This is a genomic window from Bradyrhizobium sp. TM233 (assembly GCF_036247965.1).
GTDB classification, from domain to species: domain Bacteria; phylum Pseudomonadota; class Alphaproteobacteria; order Rhizobiales; family Xanthobacteraceae; genus Bradyrhizobium; species Bradyrhizobium ottawaense.
Genome location: NZ_BTIG01000007.1, coordinates 124,827 through 146,589 on the forward strand (window position 1 = coordinate 124,827; position 21,763 = coordinate 146,589).

The following is a 21,763-nucleotide window of genomic DNA, read 5'->3' on the forward strand; positions in this document are numbered from 1 at the left end:
GCCGGTCAGGCCGGCCGCATCTCGTAATTGGCGTGGTCGATGTCATTGGCGAGCAACCGCTCGGTGTCCGCCAACGGCACGCTGCGGCGGCTCACCGTGACGCCCCACTCGGCCAATATGCGGCAGGCCAGATCGATCGCGGGTGTGATCTGGTCGCGCACCGGCGACGTCAGCGGCCCGCCCCAATCTTCGAGATCGAGCGGCTGGCAGCCGATCAGCACGAGGTGCTTCGGGCATTTGCCGAGCAGGTCGGCCGCACTGATCACTTCCTGGAAGCCGGTCTGGTGCAGGCTCATCTTCTTGGCGCCGGTGAAACGCGGCACCTCATCGTCGCGCACCAGCTTCAACTGGCCGGGCTCGAGGCCGTAGTCGATGGCGTCGAACACGACCAGGCGGTCGGCCTCTTCCAGATAGTTCACGAGGTAGAGGCCCTGCGTGCCGCCGTCCAGGATGGTGACGTTGTCAGGCACGGCGTAGCGGCGGTGGAACTCCTCCACCGTGCGCACGCCAAAGCCTTCGTCGGCCCACAGGATGTTGCCGATGCCGAGCACCAGGATGCGGTCGTCTTGCGAAGATGTCGGCATCGGTCGCGTTCCAGTCTTCAATCGCGGAATTGCCGCTCGCCCGAGATCATCGAGGAGATGATGCTCTGGCGCGACATGATGTCTTCACGGACCGCGGCGTAGATGTGCACCATCACGAAGGTGACCAGCGCCCACATGCCCAGATGATGCCAGGTGTGAACGTCCTGGCTGTTCGGCCAGATCGCAAACACCCAGCCGAATAGCTTGTGCTGCCAGCTATCGATGCCCTGACCTTCAGAATAGAGCGCGAAGCCGGTAACGATCATGAAGGCCACGAAGACCGTGAAACCCGTGAACATCGCGGTCTGCGCCAGCGGGTTGTGCCCGACATACATCTTCGGCTCGCGTTCCAGGAACGCGTACCAGCGGATCTCGTGCAGCACTTCCTTCCAGAACTGCTTGCGATGAACGGGAATATAGAAGATCTGCCGGGAGTGGTGATTGCCGACGAAGGCCCACAGGATACGCGTGAGGAAGAACACGGCGAGAACCTGTCCCGCAGCGAAATGGGCGAAGCGAATGTAGCCCATCACGAAGTTGTCGGACGCCTCGCCCGCGACCGTCGGCAGCGGCGTTCCGATCAGATAGCCGGTCACCATCAGCACAATGATCGAGAACGCGTTCACCCAGTGGCAGATCCGCACCGGCGCTTCGTAGACATAGACGGTGGGCCGCCCCACCGCACGTTCTCCGGAAGCATCCGCGGCGATCGCCGCGAGGTCGGGCCTCGCGTCGGAGGCGGGAGCAACTGCATCCATCATGGCGCCCTCCTACCTGACCTTGACCTTGGCGAGTTCCTGGCCATCCGGGCTCATGACGTGCGTCGAACAGGCCAGGCACGGATCGAAGGAATGGATCGTGCGCAGAATCTCGAGCGGCTGCTCGGGATTGACCATCGGCGTGTTCATCAGCGACGCCTCGAAGGCGCCGATGTTGCCCTTGGGATCGCGCGGCGAGCCGTTCCAGGTGGTCGGCACCACGCACTGATAATTGTCGATCTTGGTGTCCTTGATCTTGATCCAGTGCGCGAGCGCGCCCCGCGGCGCCTCGGTGAAGCCGACACCCTTGGCCTCCTTGGGCCAGCTCTCCGGCTTCCATTTGTCGACATTCGCGGTCGAAGAGTCGCCGGCCTTGATGTTGGCGACGAGCTTGTCCTGGAAATAGCGCATCTGGCGTCCGGCCCAGACCGACTCCAGCGCGCGTGCCGCGGTGCGGCCGAGCGTCGAGAACAGCGCCGACGTCGGCAGGTTCAGATCCTTCAGGAACTTGTCGACGGGATCCTTGAACTCGGATTTGTTCTGCGCATAGCCGACCACCCAGCGCGCCAGCGGGCCGACCTCCATGGCGTGCCCCTTCCAGCGCGGCGCCTTGATCCACGAATATTTGCCGCCCTCGTCGAGCTGCTCGATCGCGGTCTTGGTGCCCTTCGCATTGGGTCCCAGCACGTAGTTCGGCTCGGTGATGCCGTCCCAGGGATGCAGGCCCTTGGTCTCGTCAGGATATTTGTACCAGGAGTGGACCACGAACTCCTGGATCTCGTCGGGATTGGTGTGATCGACCGGAAACACCTCGGACAGATTGCCGTTGATGATGGCGCCCTGCGGCAGCTTCAGGCTCTTGGCGGAATAGTCGTTGGCATGCTCGGGCACATCGCCATAGGCGAGCACGCTCTGTCCCGACAGACCGCCGCCATAGAGCCAGTCCTTGTAGAACGAGCCGATCGCCGCCACGTCGGGCAGATAGACCATTTCGTTGAACTCGATCAGCCGGTCGATGATCGAGGAGATCAGGTTCAACCGCTCCATGTTGATGGCGCCGACGGCGCCGGTGCCGTCGACATTGATCGGACAGGGCACGCCGCCGACCAGCCAGTTCGGATGCGGATTCTTGCCGCCGAAGATTGTGTGGATCTTGACGATCTCCTTCTGGAAATCGAGCGCCTCCAGATAATGCGCCACCGCCATCAGATTGGCTTCGGGCGGCAGCTTGTAGGCCTTGCTGCCCCAATAGCCGTTCTTGAACGGTCCCAATTGCCCGGATTCGACGAACTTCTTCAGCCGGGTCTGCAGGTCCTTGAAGTAGCCCGGCGACGACAACGGCCAGTTCGAGATCGACTGTGCCAGCGTCGAGGTTGCCCGCGGATCGGCCGAGAGCGCGGAGACCACGTCGACCCAGTCCAGCGCATGAAGGTGATAGAAATGGACGACGTGGTCGTGCACCTGCAAGGCAAGCTGCATCAGATTGCGGATCGAATTGGCGTTCTCCGGAATGGTGATTCCGAGCGCGTTCTCGACCGCGCGCACCGAGGTCAGCGCGTGCGTTCCCGTGCAGACGCCGCAGATCCGCTCGGTGAACGCCCAGGCGTCGCGCGGGTCGCGGTTCTTCAGGATCACCTCGATCCCGCGCCACATCGTGCCGGTTGAGACCGCGTTGCGGATGACGTTGTCGGCGTCGACATTGACCTCGACCCGCATATGACCTTCGATGCGGGTCACGGGATCGACGACGATGCGCTTGCCGGAATTGTCGAGATTGAAGCCGTTGGGAGTCTGGATGCCCATGGTTGCCCTACCCTAGTGTGTCTTTTTGCTCAGCTGTTGTGGTCGACGTCTTCGCGCTTCGTCGCGAGCCGTTTCACCGCCGTCACCGCCGCATGTGCGGCCACCGCGGCACCGACCGCGCCGGCTGCCACCATGCCGACTTGATCCGCGTTCTTCTCGATGCCGAACTGCTTGATGGTGGTGAGACGGTCGTAGAACGAGCCCTTGTCCCAGAAGCCGTCCTCCGAGCAGCCGATGCAGCCATGACCGGACTGGATCGGGAACGAGACGCCGCCGTTCCAGCGCACGGTCGAGCAGGCGTTGTAGGTGGTCGGGCCCTTGCAGCCCATCTTGTAGAGGCAATAGCCCTTGCGCGCGGCCTCGTCGTCCCACTCCTCGACGAACTGGCCGGCGTCGAAATGCGGCCGCCGGTAGCACTTGTCGTGAATGCGCTGCGAGTAGAACATCTTTGGCCGGCCCTGGCGGTCGAGCTCGGGCAATTTGCCGAAGGTGGTGATGAAGGTGACGACGCCGGTCATCACCTCGGCGATCGGGGGGCATCCCGGCACCTTGATGATGGGCTTGTTGGTGATGACCTTGTCGATCGGGGTTGCCTGTGTCGGATTGGGCTTGGCCGCCTGCACACAGCCCCAGGACGCGCAAGCGCCCCAGGCGATGATCGCCATCGCGTCCTCGGCCATCATTTTCAGCTTCTCGACGAACGGCTTGCCGCCGTCGATGCAGAACATGCCGCCCTCGTTCAGCGGCGGATTGCCTTCCACCGCGAGAATGTACTGGCCTTTGTGCTTGGCGCGGGTCTCATCGAGGATGGCCTCCGCCTGATGGCCCGCCGCCGCCATGATGGTGTCGTCATAGTCGAGCGAGATCATCGACAGCACCGCGTCCTTGACCAGCGGGTGCGCGGACCGGATGAAGCTCTCCGAACAGCAGGTGCATTCGAGCCCGTGCATCCAGATGACGGGCACGCGCGGCTTGGTTTCGAGCGCATTGGCGATGCGGCTCGCCGCCAGCGGCCCGAGCCCGAGGCTCGTCGCCGTCAGGCTGCAGAATTTGTGGAAGCTCCGACGCGTGATGCCTTGCCGCCTGATCACGCTGTAAAACGTTTCCGTCGCCGTGCCCATGAATCCTCCCGCGTTCGGCTTTGACTTTTCGATGACGTCAAAGACAGCAAGAAGCAGGCCAACAGCCCAAAGCGATTCAAATGTAGAGAGATTCCAAAACGTTACGAATTTGAATCGCTCTCATGGATCGCGGATGAGGACCCGAAAAGCAGAGGAGCGGAAACAATTCGATTTGCAGTCGGCAAGGAAGTTTCCGGCTAGTGCGCGGTGCACACCATGCAGGGATCGAACGAGCGCACGATGTGCTGGATCGCAACCGCGCGCGCGCCGGCATCGCCGACGTTGGTGCCGACCAGCGCCTGCTCCAGCGGTCCTCCGACGTCGAAGGAATCGCGCGGCGAAAAATTCCACGTCGTCGGTGCGATGATCTGGTAGCGCTCGATCCTGCCGTCCCGTACCGCCATCCAGTGCCCAAGACTGCCGCGCGCGGCCTCGACCAACCCCACATAGCTACCGTCAGGAATGTCGCGCGAATTGTTGCAGAACGGCTCCGACAGGCGAAGCGCGCGCGTCCACTGATCCATGGCGAGCGCGATGCGCGCGGTCTCGATTAGCCGCGCGATCACGCGGTTGCGCACATTGGTCCCGCTGATCGACACCAGATCCGCAATCAGCGCCTGCCCCGCCACGGTCTGGCGCGCGATGGCGCCGACCTCGATCGGCTGACCGGAGAGCCGCGGCGCCTTGCACCAGCTATAGGCGGCCGGCTTGTCGGGATCCGGGATCGTGCTGCTGTGGGCGGGATCCACGGAGGAATCCCGCATCCAGGCGTGCGAGACATCCTCCGTGATTTGCGTCAGTGGCAGCGGCCCGATCGCGGCGCGCGGGCCGAACAGACCGCGCGGAAACAGCTCGCCCTCGATGCCATGATAGGCACCGTAGCTCATCATCAGACCCGTCCCCTTGCCGAGTTCGCTCAGCGCGAGGCTGTCCGCCAGCCGCAGGAAATGGGCAAAGTCACCGCCGCGGCCGTCACGCCAGCGATCGAGCTCGTCCGCGGTGGCGATCGCCAGCACATTCTCCAGCGAATCCGCGAAGACGACACGCTCGAGGAAGCTTCGGAACGCCGTCGTGATCGACAGCAGCCGGACACGCTCGCCGAGATCGATCGCGCGCGTCGTGCCGCCGGGCTGGAACGCGAGGCTGTGCGGCCATTTTCCCGCGATGATGCCCATGGTCTCGAGCAGCCGCGCCCGCGCCGGCAAAGCATCGCGCGCCGCACTGCCGCGGGTCGCGGCAAAGCGCTCGCGCGTCGCCGCGTGCCAGTCATGCGCGGCATAGGCCTCACGGGCAAAATCCGGCATGAAGAAGATGTAGAAATGGGTGAGATGGTCGGCCGCATTCTCCGCGGCATGCGCGATGTTGGTGGCGAGCAGTCCATTGGGCGCAGCCTCGATCGCCATGGCGTCGCGCAGGGCGGCCGCTGCTGCCACCGATTGCGAGACCGAGCAGATGCCGCAGATCCGCGGCGCCAGCGCCAGCGCGTCGAGTGGCGGGCGCCCCTCCAGGATCTGCTCGAAGCCACGATAGAGCGGCGCCGTCACCTCGGCGCGCATGACGCGCCCGCTCTCGACGTCGAGTCGGACTTCGAGATCGCCCTCGACGCGGTTGAACGGGCCGATCGTGATCCGCGTCATGGCTTGGTCTTGGTCGTCGTCCGGCCCGGCGGCACGACGACGTGATCGGCAGTTGCGTTCAGCCGCACGCGCCGGGGCGTTGCGGACTTCGACAAGGCCGCGAGCGCGACGAACCAGGCTTTCGGCATGTCGGTCGGCAAGCCAACCGGAATGCCGGCGAGCTTGGCGGTTTCCAGGAAGTTCTGCGCGCCCTCGAACCCCGGCGACGTGCAAGCGATGCAGGCGTAACCGCCCTTGGTGCAGGAGCCGCCGCCGTTCCAGGAGCGCTGGTTGCAGTCGCCCACCGCCTGCGTCGCCTTGCAGCCGAGATGCTCCATCAGGCAGCCGCGCTCCGACATGGTCTCGGCACTGGCCTTGAACTCGTAGAACTCGTTGCGCGAGCAGCCGTGATGGGCAAGGTGATTGGCGACGAACTTCGGCCGCCCATATCCGTCGAGATCGCTCGCTGCGATATCGTTGCCGGTCAGTGCCAGGATGGTTTCCATCATCCAGCCCGGATGCGGCGCACAGCCGGCGACGTTGATGACGGGAAGACCGAGCCGCGAGCGGAAAGCCGCGCCCAGTGCGCCGCCACTGTCGGTCCCTTCGAACTGCAAGCCCACCGCATCGGTCGGGTTCGATCCGGCGGCCGGCACGCCACCATAGGCCGCGCAACTTCCGACCGCGATCACATAGCCAGCGTGCGGCGCAAGGTCGAGCATCCAGCGATAGACGGAACGGTTGGTGCCCGCGAGCATGTTGAAGCGGCCGGTGTCGTTCGGTCCACGGGCGACGGAACCTTCGAGCAGGAGAAGGTCGAGCCGCACCTTGCCGTCGAGCACGGATTGCAGGATCTCGACCGCCTCCTCGCCGGTCTCCTCGCTGACGGACGGATGCCACAGCAGGTTGACGCCGAACTGCCGTAGCTCGTCGAACCAGCCGGAGGCCCCGCTTTCGAGGATCGACATCGTGCAACCGCCGCAGCTGGCGCCCTGCAGCCAGAGCACGTTTGTCATTCCGTCGGATCGGCTCATCTCATGTCTCCCGGTCGCCCCAGCTTCAACCGCTCATCGACGAAGCGCAAGAGGCTCGTTTGCGCCCTCAGTCGTGAGCGCCCGACCTTTCGTCGTGCTTCAAGTGCCGCCTGCGGATATTGCGGGTGACGATCCAGACCACGGCCACGGCGACCGGCACGAAGATCGCGGTTGCCAGCGAAGGCTCGACATGCAGACCGCCGTCATGGGCGCCCTTGGCGAGGTAGCCGAACAGGCTGACGACGTAGTAGCCAATGGCCGCCACCGACAAGCCTTCGACCGTGCTCTGGAGCCTCAATTGCAACCGGGTGCGCTCATCCATCGAGCGCAGCAGATCGCGATTCTGCTCCTCGAGCTCGACATCGACGCGTGTGCGCAACAGATCGGCCGCGCGCGCGAGCTTGATCGACAGATCGGCCTGCCGGTCCTCCATCGTCGCGCAGGTGCGCATCGCAGGTGCCATGCGGCGAGCGAGGAAGGAGGACCAGGTCGGATAGCCGGCGATCTCGCCGCCCTCGATCACGGCGAGGCGGGCCTGCACGATCTCGTAATAGGCGCGGCTGGCGCCGAAGCGGAACAGGCTGCCGGCCGCTCCCCTTTCCAGCGAAGCCGCCAAGGCCGTCAGCTCCGTCAAGAGATGATTGTTGAGCTTGAGATCCTCGGCGCCCTGCATCTCCTCGAGCACCTCGACGAGCCGCCGGCCGATATGATCGACGGAGGGCGCAAGCTCGAGCGCGGCGGGCAAGCCGAGCAGCGCCAGCGTGCGATAGGTCTCGATTTCAAGGACCCGCTGCACGAGAGCGCCGAGCCGGCCCGGCGAGAGGCCGTCGTTGCAAACGAGGATGCGAACAAAACCCTGATCGTCCGCGCGAAAGTCGGAGGCGACGACGGCAGGTCCGCTGCGGACGGCGGCCACCGCAAGACTGCCTCTTTCGAAAAGCTCCTGGGCGCGCTCCAGCGCCGCCGAGGTCTGCTCGACCTCGAGCTTGACCGCGACCAGCAATTGGCCAGACTGCGACAGCGAGCGGATCAGCGCTGCGGACTGATCGCCGATCTCGCCGAACCGGCGAGCGGGTGTCCCAGAGCTCAGGATCCAGGTGAAGGTGCTGAATTCCGAGTGTTGCTCCCAGCGAAGCTGGGTGGTGTCGATCGTCACCTGGTGATGTTTGGTTCCGGCGTCCGGCGGCGCCTGCCCGTGCGACATACAGAATGCCACGAACTTCTGCCGGTCCGCCGCCGCGACTTCGCCCTGGCTGAGAAAAGCACAGCGGAGCACGGTGACCGGCGCAATCAACCGGGTGAACGGGCGGGCGTGCACCTCGCCCAGCACCGCACCACGCTGCGGATGCAGCTCAAAGCCGGCGAGATCGAGGTCACGGTTCATCTACGTCCCCTGATGTGCTTTCAGGCCGCGATGTACCGCCGGCCTCGCCGTTCACTACCACAAGACACCCACGTTCTAGCAATCCCGGACGATAGAAATCGTCCTCGGCGCGTCGTTCGCGGCACGACCTCAGTGAACTTAGAACGTCCCGGCGATCGTGAGTCGGAACGTCAACGGCTCCACGGGGTGCAGCACGTAGTCCATCACGCCGTTCTGACAGACTGAAGCTGGCGCGGTGCCTGACCTGCAGAGGTTGTAGAGCGTGTCGGTCTTGAGCAGCGAGCCATAGGCATAGCTGATCTGGTTGGCTCTCGTGTTGAGGAGGTTGAGCACGTCGAGCTGAAGCCGCCAACCATTGTCGATGCGATAGCCGAGGCGGCCGTTGAAAATGCTGGTCGCAGAGGAGCGGAACGCGTTGTCCTCCGTCAATGGGCTCGACGCCAGATAGCGCCAGCGCAAAGTCCCGAACCAGCCGGTCTTCTCGCCCAGCGTGACGCCTGCCGATGCCACCATCGCCGGCGCGTTCGGAATGTAGTTGCCGGGGGCGGTGCCGATCTGCGCCTCGGGATAGCCGGAGAGCGAGGCATAGACGTCCGCCTGCTCGCTGTCGTAGCCGCGGAATCGCGCATGGGTCATTGCGAGATCGGCGTCGATGTCGATCCAGGATCTGGGCCGGTAGTGGTTGGTCCATTCAAAGCCGTAGCGGCGGCTGGCGCGGGTGGCCGACGTGTCGCCGGCATCGCCGGAGAACAGGATCTCGGAATCCTGATCCAGGACGAAGAGGCTGAGCGAGGTGTCCAGGCCGGGAACGATCCTGCTGCGCATGCCGACCTCTGCCCCCTTGGTGCGCACCAGGAGCGGCGATGGCGTCAGCCTCGTGGCGGGATCGCTGGGGTCTTCCGTCGTGGTCGCGCCGCGCGCATCGTTGGAGTGCATGCCGTAGCCGGCGCCGAAGAAAAACTCGGTCTGGTTGAACGGACCGAGCACCGTCCTGAATTTCGGGCTGCCGAGCGCGGCGTCCGCGCGGCCGGAATTGTTGGTATTGAACCGCGAGGTGACATCGGCCGCATAATAGTCGCCGCGCCATCCCACCGTCGTCCTGAGCCAATCGGTCCATCGCACCGTGTTTTCGGCATAGACGCCGACGCTGCCCTCGCCGACCTTGTCGCTGCGGATATTGGCAAGGAAGCCGCGCTGGAAGGTATTGGTGAGCGCGAGATCGATCGCATCATAGCGCGATTGCAAACCAAAGGTGGTCTGCATCGGCAGGCCGGCGAACGAGCCGTTCAGCGCGCGCGAAACGTTGGCGCCGGCCATCAGCCGATCGTCGTGCTGGTGAAACTGGTCGCCGAGCACGGGATCGCTGAGGAAGTAGGTGAAGTTGTTGAAGAGGTCGAGCTGACTCTTCACCACATATGCGTTGGCTTTCCACGCGCCGAGATCGTCGGTCTGCGCGATGCGGCCAGAGAGCGCGAAGCGGTTGGTCTTGCCGCCGTCGCTTGGATCTTCAGAGCCGAACCGGTCGAGCAGGCCACCGGTGATCGCGCGCTGCGGGACCTGGTCCGTCGAATTCCATCTGTTGGCGTAAGCCATGCCGGTGATGGACACGCCGTCGGTCGCGGTGCCCTGGCTGTAGCGCACGAGACCGTTGAGCTTCCTCACATTGTCCGGATTGTCCCACGGACCGTTGTAGGTCCCGACCTCGCCGGCCACGAGCAAGGAGCCGTCACCGACCTTCGCGGAGTCCATGCCGAGCAGACGGCGATGGCCGAAGCTGCCAGCGCTCACCTGCGCTAGTCCCCTGGTGCGGTCGATCAGACCGATATGGACGCTTCCGGCCGAGGCGAAATCGCCCTCGTCGGCGAAGTACGGCCCCTTGCGCACATCCACTGCGGCGATGGTTTCCGGGATCAGCCAGTTGAGATCGGCATAGCCCTGGCCGTGCGCGTGGGTGCGCATGTTGACGGGGACGCCGTCGACGGTGATCGCAAGGTCGGTCCCATGGTCGAGATTATAGCCGCGCAGGAAATACTGGTTGGCTTTGCCCTCGCCGGAATGCTGCGTCACGATGAGACCCGGCACGGCTTCGAGCGCCTCGCCCGGCCGCGTGAAAGGGCGTGCATTGATCTCCTCGCCCGAGACGGTGATCTCACTGGCCAGGCTGGGCTGACTCTTCGCACCTGATGCGACTCCGCGCGCATCCGCCCCTTGCGCTGCCGCTGGATACACGAAGATGCGGTGATCCGCCGGGGACGGCTTGCCGGCCCGGCGCAATACGACCGGCTTCTTGCGCGCAGATGTCTCGCCGCCTCCGACCTGGATTGGCGGCAGCTCGCGTGAGGCGATCTCGCTCTGCGCGAAAGCGCAGCCGTCATCCGCAAGCAGCACCAGGGCGCAGAGTGCCGTCAGCGCGCCGCTGCCACGACTGGGCTCACGCCGCTTCGGTCGCATCGGCGCATGCCAGAGCTTTCGTCGCTGCTCGATGCCGGCCGTTCGCAAAGATGCGGCGATAGAGCACGACCGAGACCAGCCAGGCGACCGCGAACAGCGCGATAACGGCGAAGCCGACATTGGCGAGCGACTCGTTGAGGCCGTCGACCAGCGTCCACACTCCTCCGGACAGGTCGAGCCGGTCGGCGATCAGCCCGAGCGCCTCGATACCGCCGATGAACAGCGCGACCGCCACGGAAGCGCCGGTGATCGTGAGGTTGTACCAGAGCTTTCGCAAGGGATCGACGAAGGCCCATCGATAGGCACTCACCATCAGCGCGGAATCGGCGGTGTCGACCAGCGCCATGCCGGACGCGAACAGTGCAGGGAAAACCAGCACGTCGGCAACGGACGCGCCGCTCGCGGCTTCGGTTGCGGAGATGCTGAGCAGGCCGATCTCGGTCGCCGTGTCGAAGCCGAGCCCGAACAGGAAGCCGAGCGGATACATGTGCCAGGGTTTCGTAACCAGGCGGAACAGCGGTCCGAGCAGTCGCGCGAGGAAGCCGCGATTGGCGAGCAGCCTCTCGAGGCCCTCGGCGTCGTGAACACCCTGCTCCCGCGCCGCGCGAAACGTCCGCCACAGGCCGGCGAAGATGACGAGATTGATGGCCGCGATCACGAGCAGGAACAGCGCCGACACCGACGTGCCGATGAGGCCGCCGATCTCCTTGAGCAGGCTGTCGCCGCCGAGGCTCACCACGCCGAGCGCAAGCAATATGGTCGCGACCACGACGACGGTGGAATGGCCGAGCGCAAAATAGAGCCCGACGCTGCGCGGCGCGCCGCCCGCCTGCATCAGCTTGCGCACGACGTTGTCGATGGCGGCGATGTGGTCGGCGTCGACGGCGTGGCGCAGGCCGAACACCCAGGCCAGCAGCGCCGTCGCCAGCACCGTCGGCCGGTCGCCGAACAGCGCGAAGGCCCAGGCCCATGCGGCGATGTTGGCGGCGATCAGCCCCCCGAACAGCACCACCGTTCCGGACTCGACCGCCCGCAAAGTCAGCCTCACCGCCTGCTCCATCTACTCGATCCCGCAGTATGACGTTTATCAAGAACCCTCATACTGGCAAAAGCAAGAGCCGCGCCACTTTCGGCCTGGCAGCCGAAAGGCACGCAGAACGGAATTTACCTCATTGATTTAATGAAGGAATTTTTACGCGCACCATCACCGGGCCGGAGCGAGCTGCGGCGCCGCTGTTGGCAAGCAACTATCCACTTTGACGACCAGGTTGACCGGTCTGCACACGAGGGTCACGCGCATGCTGCCGCCGGCTCGTCAACGACCCCGCCTGCGCAAGCGCTCGGAAGCGTTTGCCCCAGGTGCAAGAGCGTCGACTACATGTCCACGGTCATCGACAGGAGATATGTGCGTGGTGCTCCCAGGAAGAACGTTCCGAACGAAGCCACGCTGGACCAGTAACTCTCACCGGTCACATTCTGGATGTTTGCGCGGAAAACCGTCTTCTTGCCGTTAATCGCCGTGGTGTAGCGGGCGCCGAGATCGAGCCGCGTCCAATCCGGGATCGGCTGCTTGTTCGCGGAGTCGACGAACTGCCTGCCCGTGTAGATCACGGCTCCGTTCAAAGTAAGGTCCCTCATCCACGGGAGGTCCCACTCCATGCCAATATTGGCCTGTATGTTCGGAACGCCGATCGGGGTGTTGCCGACATTGGCCGCGACGGCGGTCTTCGTCAGGGTGCCGTCCAGCAGCGAGATGCCTCCGAGGACACGAACATCCGGCAGGAGTTCGCCGTAGACGTTGAACTCGAGCCCGCGGACTCGCTGTTCGGCGGTCGCCGCGAAGCGCCCGGCGGACGACTCGCCGCTCGCCTTCGATATCTCGAACGCGCTGAAGGTGGTTGCGATCCGGCCGAGCTCCACCTTGATGCCGGCCTCGTACTGCTTGGCGACGTAAGGCTGTAGCACCTCACCGAAATTGGATGCACCCTGCGGCGCGATGTCGCCCCGCGCGAGACCTTCGACATAGTTCGCGTACAGGGAGACGTTGTCCTGGGGACGGACGACGAGGCCGACCACCGGGGTGACTGCGCTCCTGTCATAGGACGACGTCGGCGTTCCGACATTGGAGAGATAATTGTTCGCCTCGATACCTTGGCGCCGGACACCCAAGGTCAGCAGGATACGCTCGTCGAGCACGGACAAGGTGTCGGCAATCGAAAGCCCCGTAAGCTCGCTGTCCGAGAGCCGAGGGCGGTCGCTGATCTCGTTCGCAAACTGGGTTGGCGCGACGGTCGGACTGTAGATGTTCGAGGTGACCAGACTGCCATTGGTCAGCCGCCGGTGCAGCGCGTCGTGATAGACCGAGGCCTGGAAGGCGACGGCATGGTGGACGAAGCCGGTATCGAAGCGGGCGCGGACACCGCCATCATATGTAGTTCGATCGATGCTGAGGCCGAAGTACTGGGGCGTTGAGGTCGTATTGCCGCTCGTGTTGACGATGGTCGGAAGACCGAAGAACCGCTCGACGTTGGTCCTGGAGCCACCGACATCCGCGAACAGCGTGACCTGATCGCTGACATCGTATTCGGTCCGCAGCAAGGCCGATTGGTCCGCGATACGCGACCATTCCCAGGGCTGTGTCACGTTCAGCCGGCCGTCCGGCGCCTTCGGCACTTGCAGGCCGGGGGCCATCAGAAAGGGACGTGAGGGAGCGTCGAACCGATCGGTTTGGGCGATGAGATAGAGCCAAGACCTGAACCGTTCGCCTTGATAGTCGAGCGCCAGCGATCCGACACCTGTCGTTTCGGACTGGCGGTCGATGGGCATATTGCCGTCGCGGAGACTCCCGCTGGCGCGTACGCCCCATTGCTTGCCATCGCCGTAGCGCCTCGCAACATCCCAGTGACCGCCGAAACGTGCGGTCGAGCCGTAGCTCGCGGTCAAGCGGGTCAGATCCTCTTCCGCGCGCTTGGGCACAACATTGATGACACCGCCGACGCCGCCATTGGGCGCCATGCCCGAGAGCGCGGCCGAGGGACCCTTGAGCACTTCGATGCGCTCGACGTAGTCCGTGAAGATCCGATATGTCGGCGCGATTCCGTAAAGGCCCTCGAAGGCGAATTCACCGTTATTGCCTTCGTTGATCGGGAAGCCGCGTATGTTGAAGGAATCGACGATACCGCCCGTCGGGTGAGAGCTTCGCACGGATGGGTCGAGGATCAAGGCATCCGCACCCGTTGCCGCCTGCTGATCCCGGACGAACTTGTCGGTGTAGCTCGTTGCGCTGAACGGTGACTTCATGGTGCTGGTATTGCCGAGCAGCCCGAGCCGCGCGCCCTGAGCGACCTGGCCACCGGCAAATGGCGGGGCGACAGCCGGTTGCGATTGCACCGCGAGCGCTGGAGCTTGCGGTGCGCGTCGCGCGGTCGATCGGACGCGAGCATCATTTCGCCTGGTTGGCGCACGACGGGCCGACTGTTTCGCCGGCGCTTCGACGGTCACCGGTGGAAGAGAGTTTCCGCCTTGCGATGTCTGGGATCGTGCAGGCAGTTCGAACCACGTGAGCAACGCCACTCCACCCAGCAGCGCCGCCGCAAACCGCGCCACCGTCCCAACCCCACCCGCACGCCGCATTCCCAGCAAGTCCTTATCAATAGCGCGCAGCCCGCCGCGAAGCGGCTCCGCGTTTGGCCAGCAACGACCATGGACCGAAGAGCAGCTCGTCGTATCCGAGGTCGGCCGGCATGCATGGCCCGTCAATCAGTTGCTCTGCAGACGCGCACGCGCGTTCACTGCCTTCATCTTGGCAGCAACATTCGAATGCCAGCGATCTGCATCGCCTCTTTAAAAAGATGCCATCGTGACGGCAACGCAAATGCGTACGCCGCGGCTTAGAATGCCTCGATCATCGCCAACTGGGAGGAGAATGTCTGGAACGATTCAAATACGCTTGGATGATTCCAAATCGGTGCGGTCAAAATGTCGCGGGAAGATTCGCCGGGAGTGCGCTCGTCGGGAACGCGTCGGCGTCATCATTTCGTTGCTGTGGCCTTTATTGCGACGACATCTGTCGCTGACGTGCTCTATCTCAGCGCGATCATGATCTGGCTGATGTTGGCCGCAAGCTCCAGACCCGCTTTCGGCCCCTGCATCACGATCGTCACCCCCTTCTCGTTGCGCAGGTGGACGCCGCTGATGCCTCCAACCAAAGCGAAGCCACCGCCGACGGAGCTGTAGGTGCCGGCAAAGTCGCCGACCTCCCGGATACCCGAGGCCCAGCCGTCGAGCCGGCCGATCGCCGCACCGGCGGTGATGCCGAAGCTCATCCCCGTGATCTTGAAGGGATACTTATTGCCCCGATAGGTCAGCACGCCGCTTCCAACGCCCCCGCCGACAAGGAGACCCGCCTTGACGATCTTGGCGCGCACGTGACCGGCGGCTTGCGCGAAGGACGGCGTAGCCGGCACTGCGAAGCTCAGCGCTAGCACCATTATCGCAATCAGGCGACATACGCGCAGCCGCGATGCCATGATCCATTCAAGGCATTGCGGCATCGACTTTCTTCCAAGTCTGGTCGGGATCGAACAATGTCGTGCGCGGCGCGATGAAATCGGTTCTCGCCCCCAGATCCTTCTCGTAAACGGTGCCGGCATGGTTCACCACGAAGGTCATCACACCGGAATTGCCATACTCGGCAGGCCAGGCGATCAGCGCGAAGCCGCCAATCATCTTGCCCTTGACGACATAGTTGAGCGCGCCGCCGGGCGCGTCGGAACCCTGCCCCTTCAGGATGCGGAAGTAATAGCCGTGATACGGCGCAAGCCTTTCGCCCGGTTTGTAGCCCTCGGCTGAGGCCTCGGCGACCAAGGGACCGAGCGGACTCGGGTCGCTGTCGTCGCGCCAGAACAGACCGTCCTTCTTGCCTGACGTCGAGAGGAAGCGCTGTGCGTAGATGCCGGCGCCTTCGCCGCGATCCTTGTCGGCATATTCGTTCTGCGCGTCGACATAGGCGAGCGCGGTCTGGATCGCATCGAGCTCGTTACGGCCGATGCGGCGGCGCAGCACTTCGATCCGCCCCTCGTCGGTGTCGAACTCCCAGCCTGCCTTGGTGTTGACGAGGGGAATCGGGAACGGGAAATCGTCAGGCCCGAGCACCAGCGTCGCCTTCTTGTTGCCCTCCGCCTTGACCGCGTGCTTGGCGTCGTACATCGAGACGAAGCGGGCGCGGATATCGGCGTCGGCGACTTCGTCGCCCGACGAGACGATGTCATCACCCGCCCTTCCGAGCACCTTCAGAACTTCACGAGGACCGCTCTTGGCCGCCGCTGCGAGTGCCGAGGCGGCGTCCTCCGGCGTCGGATAGGACTGCTGGGCTCGGGCCGTGGTGACGAGAGCCAGCGCCACCATGCCCGGCAGAGCGGCGCGACGAAGCAACTTCGAGCCGGTCATGGCAAGTCCTCCGCAGGGATCTTTGCGCCATTGGCGAGCCAGTCACTGTAGGATCGGAATCTCAACCCGAGCTTGTCGTAGGAGACCCGCAGATAGCCGTCGCTGCCGCGCGTGACAGCATCGGGCGCCACCCGTTCGACCTCCTGCGCCATCACGCCGACATAGCTCTTGTCGCTTCCGATATAGCTGAAGCGGTAGTAGCCGAGACCGCTTGCGAGATAGCCGAGCAGGACGACATCGTGCTTCAGTGCGATGTCGGAACGCCGGCCACCGCCGCCACCTCCGCGGCCGCCACCTCCAAAGCCACCTCCGCCTCCGCGCATCGCCATTCCGCCACCTCCGCCGCGGCCAGCCATGCTTGGTCCACCACCACCACCGCGCGGCATGCTCGCCATGCTGGATCGTCCGCGCGCGGATGCTGCGGCTGCCGACCGGCCGGAGGAGACGTTCATCGCGCCGCCGCGATTGGCCGCACCGCCGCTGGGGCGGTTGGCGGCCTTTGCACGATCGCCGCCGCCCTTGGCACGGTCGCCTCCGCCCTTGGCGCGATCCCCGGCACCAGCACGATCACCACCGCCGGGCCGATCGCCGCGATTGCCGGCACGGTCACCGGCACGATCGCCGGCTCGATCACCTGCTCGATCTCCTGCACGATCGCCCGCGCTATCGCCTGTACGGTCTCCTGCACGATCGCCTGTACGGTCTCCTGCGCCCTGATTGGGACGCAGCACCTGGTTGCCGTCACGACCTCGGAAATCCATCCGGTCCGACACCCCCGCCTTCAGGTTGTTGTTGCCGAAGCGCTGCTGAACATTGCTGTTGTTGTAGCGCACACCCTGGCGATGCGCCGGATTGTGCTGCCAGCCGTTACCGATGTTGGTGGTGCGATGATTGACGTAGACGTTGCGGTTGCCCCAATTGCAGCCGCCGCCCCAATAATTGCCCCAGCGCCCGATCGCCCAGGCAGTGCCGAAGGCGATGCCGGCCGCGACCACGCCGGCACCGACATAGGACGGGTAGCCCCAGTAATACGGCGGGTACTCTGCATAGGGCCAGCTGCCATAGACCGTCGCCGGATCGTAATATGGCACGTACATCGCCGCGGGGTCGGCCTGCTGGATCACGACGACCTGCTTGCCTTCCTGCGACTGGACACTGACCTTCTGCTGCTTGGTCGTGACCAGCTTCTTGTTGTCATAGGCCCTGTTGCGCAAGCGCTGGATCGCATCCATCACATCGGGCTGCTGGGCGAGAAAGGCATCACCCAGCTTCTTGGTCCATTCCAGCTGGTCGCTCATCATGGTCAACACATCGGCGGTGCTGGCCAGCGCCTTGACGCTGTCATCCCAAGCCTGCTTCTCGACCTCCGTCTTCAGCGCATCGCCCTTCAGGGTCTTGCGCTCCTTCAGCCAGCGGTCGGCCTGCACCACCTCCAACGGATAGGTCGAGGCGGCGAGCACATTGGCAAGGAGTTCGTCCGGATAGAGCGCGATCGGCGCCACCAAGGCCTCAAGCTGCTCCGGCTTCAGAAGCTCGGCCGTCAGCGCAGGCGGAGCAGCCGGCTGCGCTTGCGGAGACGGGGCCACGGGCGTCGTGTTGGTTTGCGCCGTTGCGGCGAACGATGTCGCCATGACGAGCGCAAGCGCCATCAGGGTCTTGCCGCAGCGAAACATTGCATCCTCCCTTACACTTCCAGTGTGGGACGATCGGGCCGGGACGCAGCCGTTTGTTGATCGAGATCAACGAAACCAGGCCTTCGTGGCTGCTGCAGCGCGAGAGCATACTGTCATTCGATCAACTCGGCATCCATCAGGAGCCGGCCCGGTATCCTCAATCCAGGGCATTGGCGGTCCTGCATCGTCTGTCAGCGGACGACCGGGAGACGGATCGTGAAGAGCGCGCCGCCCGCAGGCTGCGTCGCCGCGCCGATCGTGCCGTGATGGGCCTCGACGATGGTTTTGGCGATCGCGAGCCCCATGCCCATGCCCTGCGGCTTGGTCGTGAAGAACGGATCGAACACGTTCGCGAGGTCGGAGGCGGCAATCCCGGGACCAGTATCGGAGACCCGGATCTCCGCTTCGTTGCCGACGCGCTGGGTCGAGACGCTGACCTGGCGTTTTCCGGGATCTGCCTCGAAGATCGCATCCATCCCGTTGATGATCAGGTTGAGAACGACTTGCTGAAGCTGGATCGGATCGCCTCTGACATGCAGGTCGGCCAGGGCAGGCGTGTAGATCAATGTAATCCGGCGCCCATCGGCGACGGCCCGCGCAAGGCCGATCGCTTCGCGGACCATATCATTGAGCTCGATGTCCCTGACCTCGAACGGTGTCTTTTTCAAAATGCTGCGCAGCCTGCGGATGACTTCGCTCGCCCGCTGATCATCACGCCTGATGTCGGCGAGGATCTGCCGGATCTCGTCGATGTCGGGCGAAGCGGCCTTGAGCATGAGCTCCGCGGTCTCGGCGTTGGTCAGGATGGAGCCGAGCGGCTGGTTCAATTCATGAGCAATAGACGTGGTCAATTCGCCCACGGCCGAATAGCGGTTGGCGTGAGCGAGCTCGGCCAGACGCTGGCGGGACTCGACTTCGGCGATCTGGCGCCGGCGGCGCTCGTGCAGCATCCCGCTGATCAGGCCGGACTGCACCAGAATCACGGACGCGATCAGTAGCATCTGCCAACGATAGCGCTCCCAGATGCTCTGCTCGCGAAACACGATTTCGCTGCCGGGAGGCAAACGACTCTCGCTGATGCCCCAACGCTGCAACTGGCGCCAATCATATCTCGGCGCGGCGAAGCCGATCGGCTCGTAGCTGATGCTCGCTGGTCTCGCGCCGCCGAGAATGCTAATCGCCGCACTGACGGTCCTGGAACTCGTTTCCTCGATCATGTGCATCGGTCCGCCGACGGTACCGTCACCGAAAAACGGCTCCTGGTAGGAGAAGATCGGAGCGTTCGCGGCTGCGTACAGGCTGCGCAAGGCGATGTCGCTCTCGTGGACGACCCCAGCCGCATCGACCGACATCAGCCCCCAGAACAGCGCGGTGTGCGGCGGCAGATTTGAAGCGCGCTTCAGGATTTCCTCGAATGACAAGTCCGAGCACCAGACCAGCTCGACCTGCTCGCCCAAGGGTTTCAGTTCCCGTTTCACCTCCTCGACCCAGAACCTCTCGAGCGGCGAGGCACCGATCACGACCACAATCGACTTTGTGTCAGGCAAGATCTGCAGGACGTTGCGGAACGCGGCCATGAAATCGTTGCGGATCGCCACGACGACGTCGTTGTCGCCGAGATCGGCGCGATTGATCAGCCGATGCTCGACCGCGGAGAAAATCAATGGCACATCAGGGAACAATCTTCCGCGGTATCTCTGCGCAAACCGGGCCGCAGGCGCGCCGATGCTCAATACGATGTCGGGCATCGCTCCCTGGTACAGCGATTGCAGGTATTCGACGAAAGGCGCCTCGGGACCGGGATTGTTGAAGCGCGCGGTGAGCAGCGCGTGCTCCTGGATATCGAGTGGCCAGGGCGATTGCCGCTCGAGCTTGGCCTTGATGTCGCGCGCATACTCGCTCCACGGCCGAAAATCACGGCCGAAAGAATGCAATACCAGGACGCGCTTCAGTTCGCCCCGAAGACTCCGTTCGACTGCACCAACTCGCCCGGCTGACAGGCACACGGCGACCAGCAGCGCGAGACAGAACAGCGCCGCCGCAGCCCCAGACCTGACCTTGGAGATGGACGTGCGCCCGCTCATGCTCCATCCTTGAAGCTTCCAGCAACTGCTGTCCCGGCAATTCTAGCTGGAATTGCACCGCTGCGACAGGCCCGGGGGGCGCCGTCACAGCTCAATGCCCGCTCAGCACCAGGGTCTGGATCGGCAACAGCAGAGCCTGGATGCGGAGCAGCAGCGCGTGCACCAGACCGACGCCGTCGACGACATGCAGTGCGATCTTCCTGCTGGTCGAAGTCCCCTTGGCCGAGATCTCCTCGTGGTTGCTGGTGTAGGCATTGACGATGCAGCTACTGCCCGGTGTCACGCCATCGAGGCCACCTTTGTAAAGCGGCTCCAGAAACACCAGGATAGTGCCGGGGCGGACGGCGTTCTGCGGATCGACCAATTGCTCTCCGGATCGGAATTGTCCGGCCGCGATGTAGTCCTGTACTGTCGTGATCACCATGGGGATGATCACCCATGGCCTGGAGATGCAGGTCGCTTCCGCCACCATGCCCTCCTTCATCACCTGTGCCTCGATCTGACCGAACCCGGCCTGGAGCACCTTGCGGCCGGCCCCCTCCGGAATGAGAACGCCGGCGGGCCGCATGAGTTGATTGACGACGTCGCCGGGACGGATCAGGAATTGCTCGACGCGCCCATCGACGCCGGCGCGAACAAAGGTCTTGTCGACATCCACCTGGGCCTGGTCGAGCGCGGCCTCCGCGCTGGCCTTCTGCGCCGGCAGCAGGATGGAGATCTGCATCGATACGGATTGCTTCGCGGCGGTCGCGGCATCGATCCCGGACTGACGTTGATCGACCAAGACCTGGAGCTTGTCGATATCACGCTGCGGAACGATGCCGGGATTGCGCCGCTGCAGCTCGGTCTTGACCTCGAGCTCGTCCTTGGCCTGCTGATAATTCGCCCTTGCTTCCCCGATCTGCGCCTCGGCCTTGACCACGTCGGCCTGCGCCGTCTGCATGGCGGCGTCGACCTCCGCGACCTTCCGCCTGGCGGTTTCGAGTGCGGCCTGCTGCTTCGAGGCGTCGAGCGTGAACAGCACGTCCCCCTTCTTCACCGGCGCGCTGAAGCCGACCTTGACCTCGGCAACGCGGCCCGAGCCTTCCGGCAGGATCGGCACGGTGCGAAAATAGAGCGTCGCCGATGACGTCGCCGGATGGAAGTAGAAGATCATGGTGATCAGCGACACCGTCAGCATCAGGCAGCCGGTGATGCCCCAGCGCAGCTCGTACCAGATCGAGAAGAAGGTGATCTCCTTGCCGAAACGCTTGCCCTGAGCGTAGCGGCGATAGAGATAGTCCGGCAGGATCGTCAGCAGCGAGCAGAACATCAGCTCAAACATGGCTGTGCTCCTTTACGGGTTCCGGCTTGTCCGTCGCAGGTGTCGCGGCCTCCAGCCGGATTTCCTCGCTATCGACGGCGGGAGTTGCCTCCGCAATCTTCTCGACGGACCCGGCAATGCTCCGCAGCGGCGTGCCGAAGTCGGGAAGGTCGATCATCGCGAGCAGCAAGCCTGCAATCCAGAAGATGTGCATGTGCGTGAACAGCGAAATCAGGCCGAGCACGGCGACGAATTCAAATTGCAACTTTTGCGATTTGTGCGCCATCCGCTCGGGCAGGCTGTGGAGTTTCCAATAGAGCGTGCCGACCCAGAGCACGATGCCGATCAGGAACAGCCCCATCACCACCATCAGCGTATCGGTCCCGCTCCCGGGGGCCAGATAGAACGGCAGATGATGCGGAGCCATCGGATGAAGCTGGTCGCTCAAGCGTCTCTCCCGTTAAGCGCAAGTTCGCTTGCGTCACTGTGTTCAGGCAGCTTCGC

The 21,763-nt window shown here is 64.0% G+C and carries 16 protein-coding genes; all 16 read right to left on the reverse strand.

Annotated elements, in window-relative coordinates:
- Positions 1 to 5: 5 nt before the first annotated feature.
- The 16 genes from AABA86_RS15365 to AABA86_RS15440 all read right to left on the reverse strand — a co-directional run bounded on the left by AABA86_RS15365 (position 6) and on the right by AABA86_RS15440 (position 21,686).
- Positions 6 to 584: a HyaD/HybD family hydrogenase maturation endopeptidase gene (locus tag AABA86_RS15365; protein ID WP_338307400.1), complete on the reverse strand. Its 579-nt coding sequence runs from the start codon at positions 582 to 584 to the stop codon at positions 6 to 8.
- A 17-nt stretch (positions 585 to 601) separates the two neighbouring features.
- Positions 602 to 1,345: a Ni/Fe-hydrogenase, b-type cytochrome subunit gene (cybH, locus tag AABA86_RS15370; protein ID WP_338307401.1), complete on the reverse strand. Its 744-nt coding sequence runs from the start codon at positions 1,343 to 1,345 to the stop codon at positions 602 to 604.
- 9 nt (positions 1,346 to 1,354) lie between these two features.
- Positions 1,355 to 3,145, reverse strand: a complete 1,791-nt coding sequence (locus AABA86_RS15375) for a nickel-dependent hydrogenase large subunit (protein WP_338307402.1) — start codon at positions 3,143 to 3,145, stop codon at positions 1,355 to 1,357.
- 29 nt (positions 3,146 to 3,174) lie between these two features.
- Entirely contained in the window at positions 3,175 to 4,266 is a 1,092-nt protein-coding gene (locus tag AABA86_RS15380) for a hydrogenase small subunit (protein WP_212248650.1), read from the reverse strand.
- A gap of 197 nt (positions 4,267 to 4,463) precedes the next feature.
- On the reverse strand, positions 4,464 to 5,903 hold the full coding sequence (locus tag AABA86_RS15385) for a nickel-dependent hydrogenase large subunit (RefSeq protein ID WP_338307403.1): 1,440 nt from the start codon (positions 5,901 to 5,903) through the stop codon (positions 4,464 to 4,466).
- Positions 5,900 to 6,916, reverse strand: a complete 1,017-nt coding sequence (locus tag AABA86_RS15390; RefSeq protein ID WP_338307404.1) for a HupU protein — start codon at positions 6,914 to 6,916, stop codon at positions 5,900 to 5,902. Before AABA86_RS15390 ends, AABA86_RS15385 begins: the two co-directional genes overlap by 4 nt.
- Before the next feature lie 67 nt (positions 6,917 to 6,983).
- On the reverse strand, positions 6,984 to 8,300 hold the full coding sequence (locus AABA86_RS15395) for a DUF3422 domain-containing protein (RefSeq protein ID WP_338307405.1): 1,317 nt from the start codon (positions 8,298 to 8,300) through the stop codon (positions 6,984 to 6,986).
- A 138-nt stretch (positions 8,301 to 8,438) separates the two neighbouring features.
- Complete coding sequence (locus AABA86_RS15400) at positions 8,439 to 10,751, reverse strand: TonB-dependent receptor (RefSeq protein WP_338307406.1); 2,313 nt, start codon at positions 10,749 to 10,751, stop codon at positions 8,439 to 8,441.
- A complete protein-coding gene (locus AABA86_RS15405) occupies positions 10,732 to 11,811 on the reverse strand; it encodes a HoxN/HupN/NixA family nickel/cobalt transporter (RefSeq protein WP_338307407.1) in 1,080 nt (359 codons plus the stop codon). Before AABA86_RS15405 ends, AABA86_RS15400 begins: the two co-directional genes overlap by 20 nt.
- Positions 11,812 to 12,125: 314 nt before the next feature.
- Positions 12,126 to 14,510 carry a TonB-dependent receptor gene (locus AABA86_RS15410; protein ID WP_338307408.1) on the reverse strand — a complete coding sequence of 795 codons (2,385 nt, stop codon included), beginning with the start codon at positions 14,508 to 14,510 and terminating at the stop codon, positions 12,126 to 12,128.
- Between the two features lie 323 nt (positions 14,511 to 14,833).
- Positions 14,834 to 15,241 (reverse strand): hypothetical protein, encoded by a 408-nt coding sequence (locus AABA86_RS15415; RefSeq protein WP_338307409.1) that lies wholly within the window; start codon positions 15,239 to 15,241, stop codon positions 14,834 to 14,836.
- Positions 15,242 to 15,287: 46 nt separating this feature from the next.
- Positions 15,288 to 16,199, reverse strand: a complete 912-nt coding sequence (locus AABA86_RS15420) for a DUF2950 domain-containing protein (protein WP_338307410.1) — start codon at positions 16,197 to 16,199, stop codon at positions 15,288 to 15,290.
- On the reverse strand, positions 16,196 to 17,872 hold the full coding sequence (locus AABA86_RS15425; RefSeq protein WP_338307411.1) for a DUF3300 domain-containing protein: 1,677 nt from the start codon (positions 17,870 to 17,872) through the stop codon (positions 16,196 to 16,198). Before AABA86_RS15425 ends, AABA86_RS15420 begins: the two co-directional genes overlap by 4 nt.
- Positions 17,873 to 18,063: 191 nt before the next feature.
- Complete coding sequence (locus tag AABA86_RS15430; RefSeq protein WP_338307412.1) at positions 18,064 to 19,956, reverse strand: sensor histidine kinase; 1,893 nt, start codon at positions 19,954 to 19,956, stop codon at positions 18,064 to 18,066.
- A 91-nt stretch (positions 19,957 to 20,047) separates the two neighbouring features.
- Positions 20,048 to 21,280: an HlyD family secretion protein gene (locus AABA86_RS15435; RefSeq protein ID WP_338307413.1), complete on the reverse strand. Its 1,233-nt coding sequence runs from the start codon at positions 21,278 to 21,280 to the stop codon at positions 20,048 to 20,050.
- Positions 21,273 to 21,686, reverse strand: coding sequence for a hypothetical protein (locus AABA86_RS15440; protein WP_212248690.1), 414 nt, complete (start codon positions 21,684 to 21,686; stop codon positions 21,273 to 21,275). Before AABA86_RS15440 ends, AABA86_RS15435 begins: the two co-directional genes overlap by 8 nt.
- Positions 21,687 to 21,763: the final 77 nt, after the last annotated feature.

Bases quoted from the DNA above. Each gene is read 5' to 3' on its own strand.
- AABA86_RS15415 (WP_338307409.1), bottom strand. From the start codon at position 15,241: ATGGTGCTAGCGCTGAGCTTCGCAGTGCCGGCTACGCCGTCCTTCGCG.
- AABA86_RS15400 (WP_338307406.1), bottom strand. From the start codon at position 10,751: ATGCGACCGAAGCGGCGTGAGCCCAGTCGTGGCAGCGGCGCGCTGACG.
- AABA86_RS15425 (WP_338307411.1), bottom strand. From the start codon at position 17,872: ATGTTTCGCTGCGGCAAGACCCTGATGGCGCTTGCGCTCGTCATGGCG.
- AABA86_RS15435 (WP_338307413.1), bottom strand. From the start codon at position 21,280: ATGTTTGAGCTGATGTTCTGCTCGCTGCTGACGATCCTGCCGGACTAT.
- AABA86_RS15380 (WP_212248650.1), bottom strand. From the start codon at position 4,266: ATGGGCACGGCGACGGAAACGTTTTACAGCGTGATCAGGCGGCAAGGC.
- AABA86_RS15365 (WP_338307400.1), bottom strand. From the start codon at position 584: ATGCCGACATCTTCGCAAGACGACCGCATCCTGGTGCTCGGCATCGGC.
- AABA86_RS15375 (WP_338307402.1), bottom strand. From the start codon at position 3,145: ATGGGCATCCAGACTCCCAACGGCTTCAATCTCGACAATTCCGGCAAG.
- AABA86_RS15430 (WP_338307412.1), bottom strand. From the start codon at position 19,956: ATGAGCGGGCGCACGTCCATCTCCAAGGTCAGGTCTGGGGCTGCGGCG.
- AABA86_RS15390 (WP_338307404.1), bottom strand. From the start codon at position 6,916: ATGAGCCGATCCGACGGAATGACAAACGTGCTCTGGCTGCAGGGCGCC.
- AABA86_RS15440 (WP_212248690.1), bottom strand. From the start codon at position 21,686: ATGGCTCCGCATCATCTGCCGTTCTATCTGGCCCCCGGGAGCGGGACC.
- AABA86_RS15385 (WP_338307403.1), bottom strand. From the start codon at position 5,903: ATGACGCGGATCACGATCGGCCCGTTCAACCGCGTCGAGGGCGATCTC.
- cybH (WP_338307401.1), bottom strand. From the start codon at position 1,345: ATGATGGATGCAGTTGCTCCCGCCTCCGACGCGAGGCCCGACCTCGCG.
- AABA86_RS15395 (WP_338307405.1), bottom strand. From the start codon at position 8,300: ATGAACCGTGACCTCGATCTCGCCGGCTTTGAGCTGCATCCGCAGCGT.
- AABA86_RS15405 (WP_338307407.1), bottom strand. From the start codon at position 11,811: ATGGAGCAGGCGGTGAGGCTGACTTTGCGGGCGGTCGAGTCCGGAACG.
- AABA86_RS15420 (WP_338307410.1), bottom strand. From the start codon at position 16,199: ATGACCGGCTCGAAGTTGCTTCGTCGCGCCGCTCTGCCGGGCATGGTG.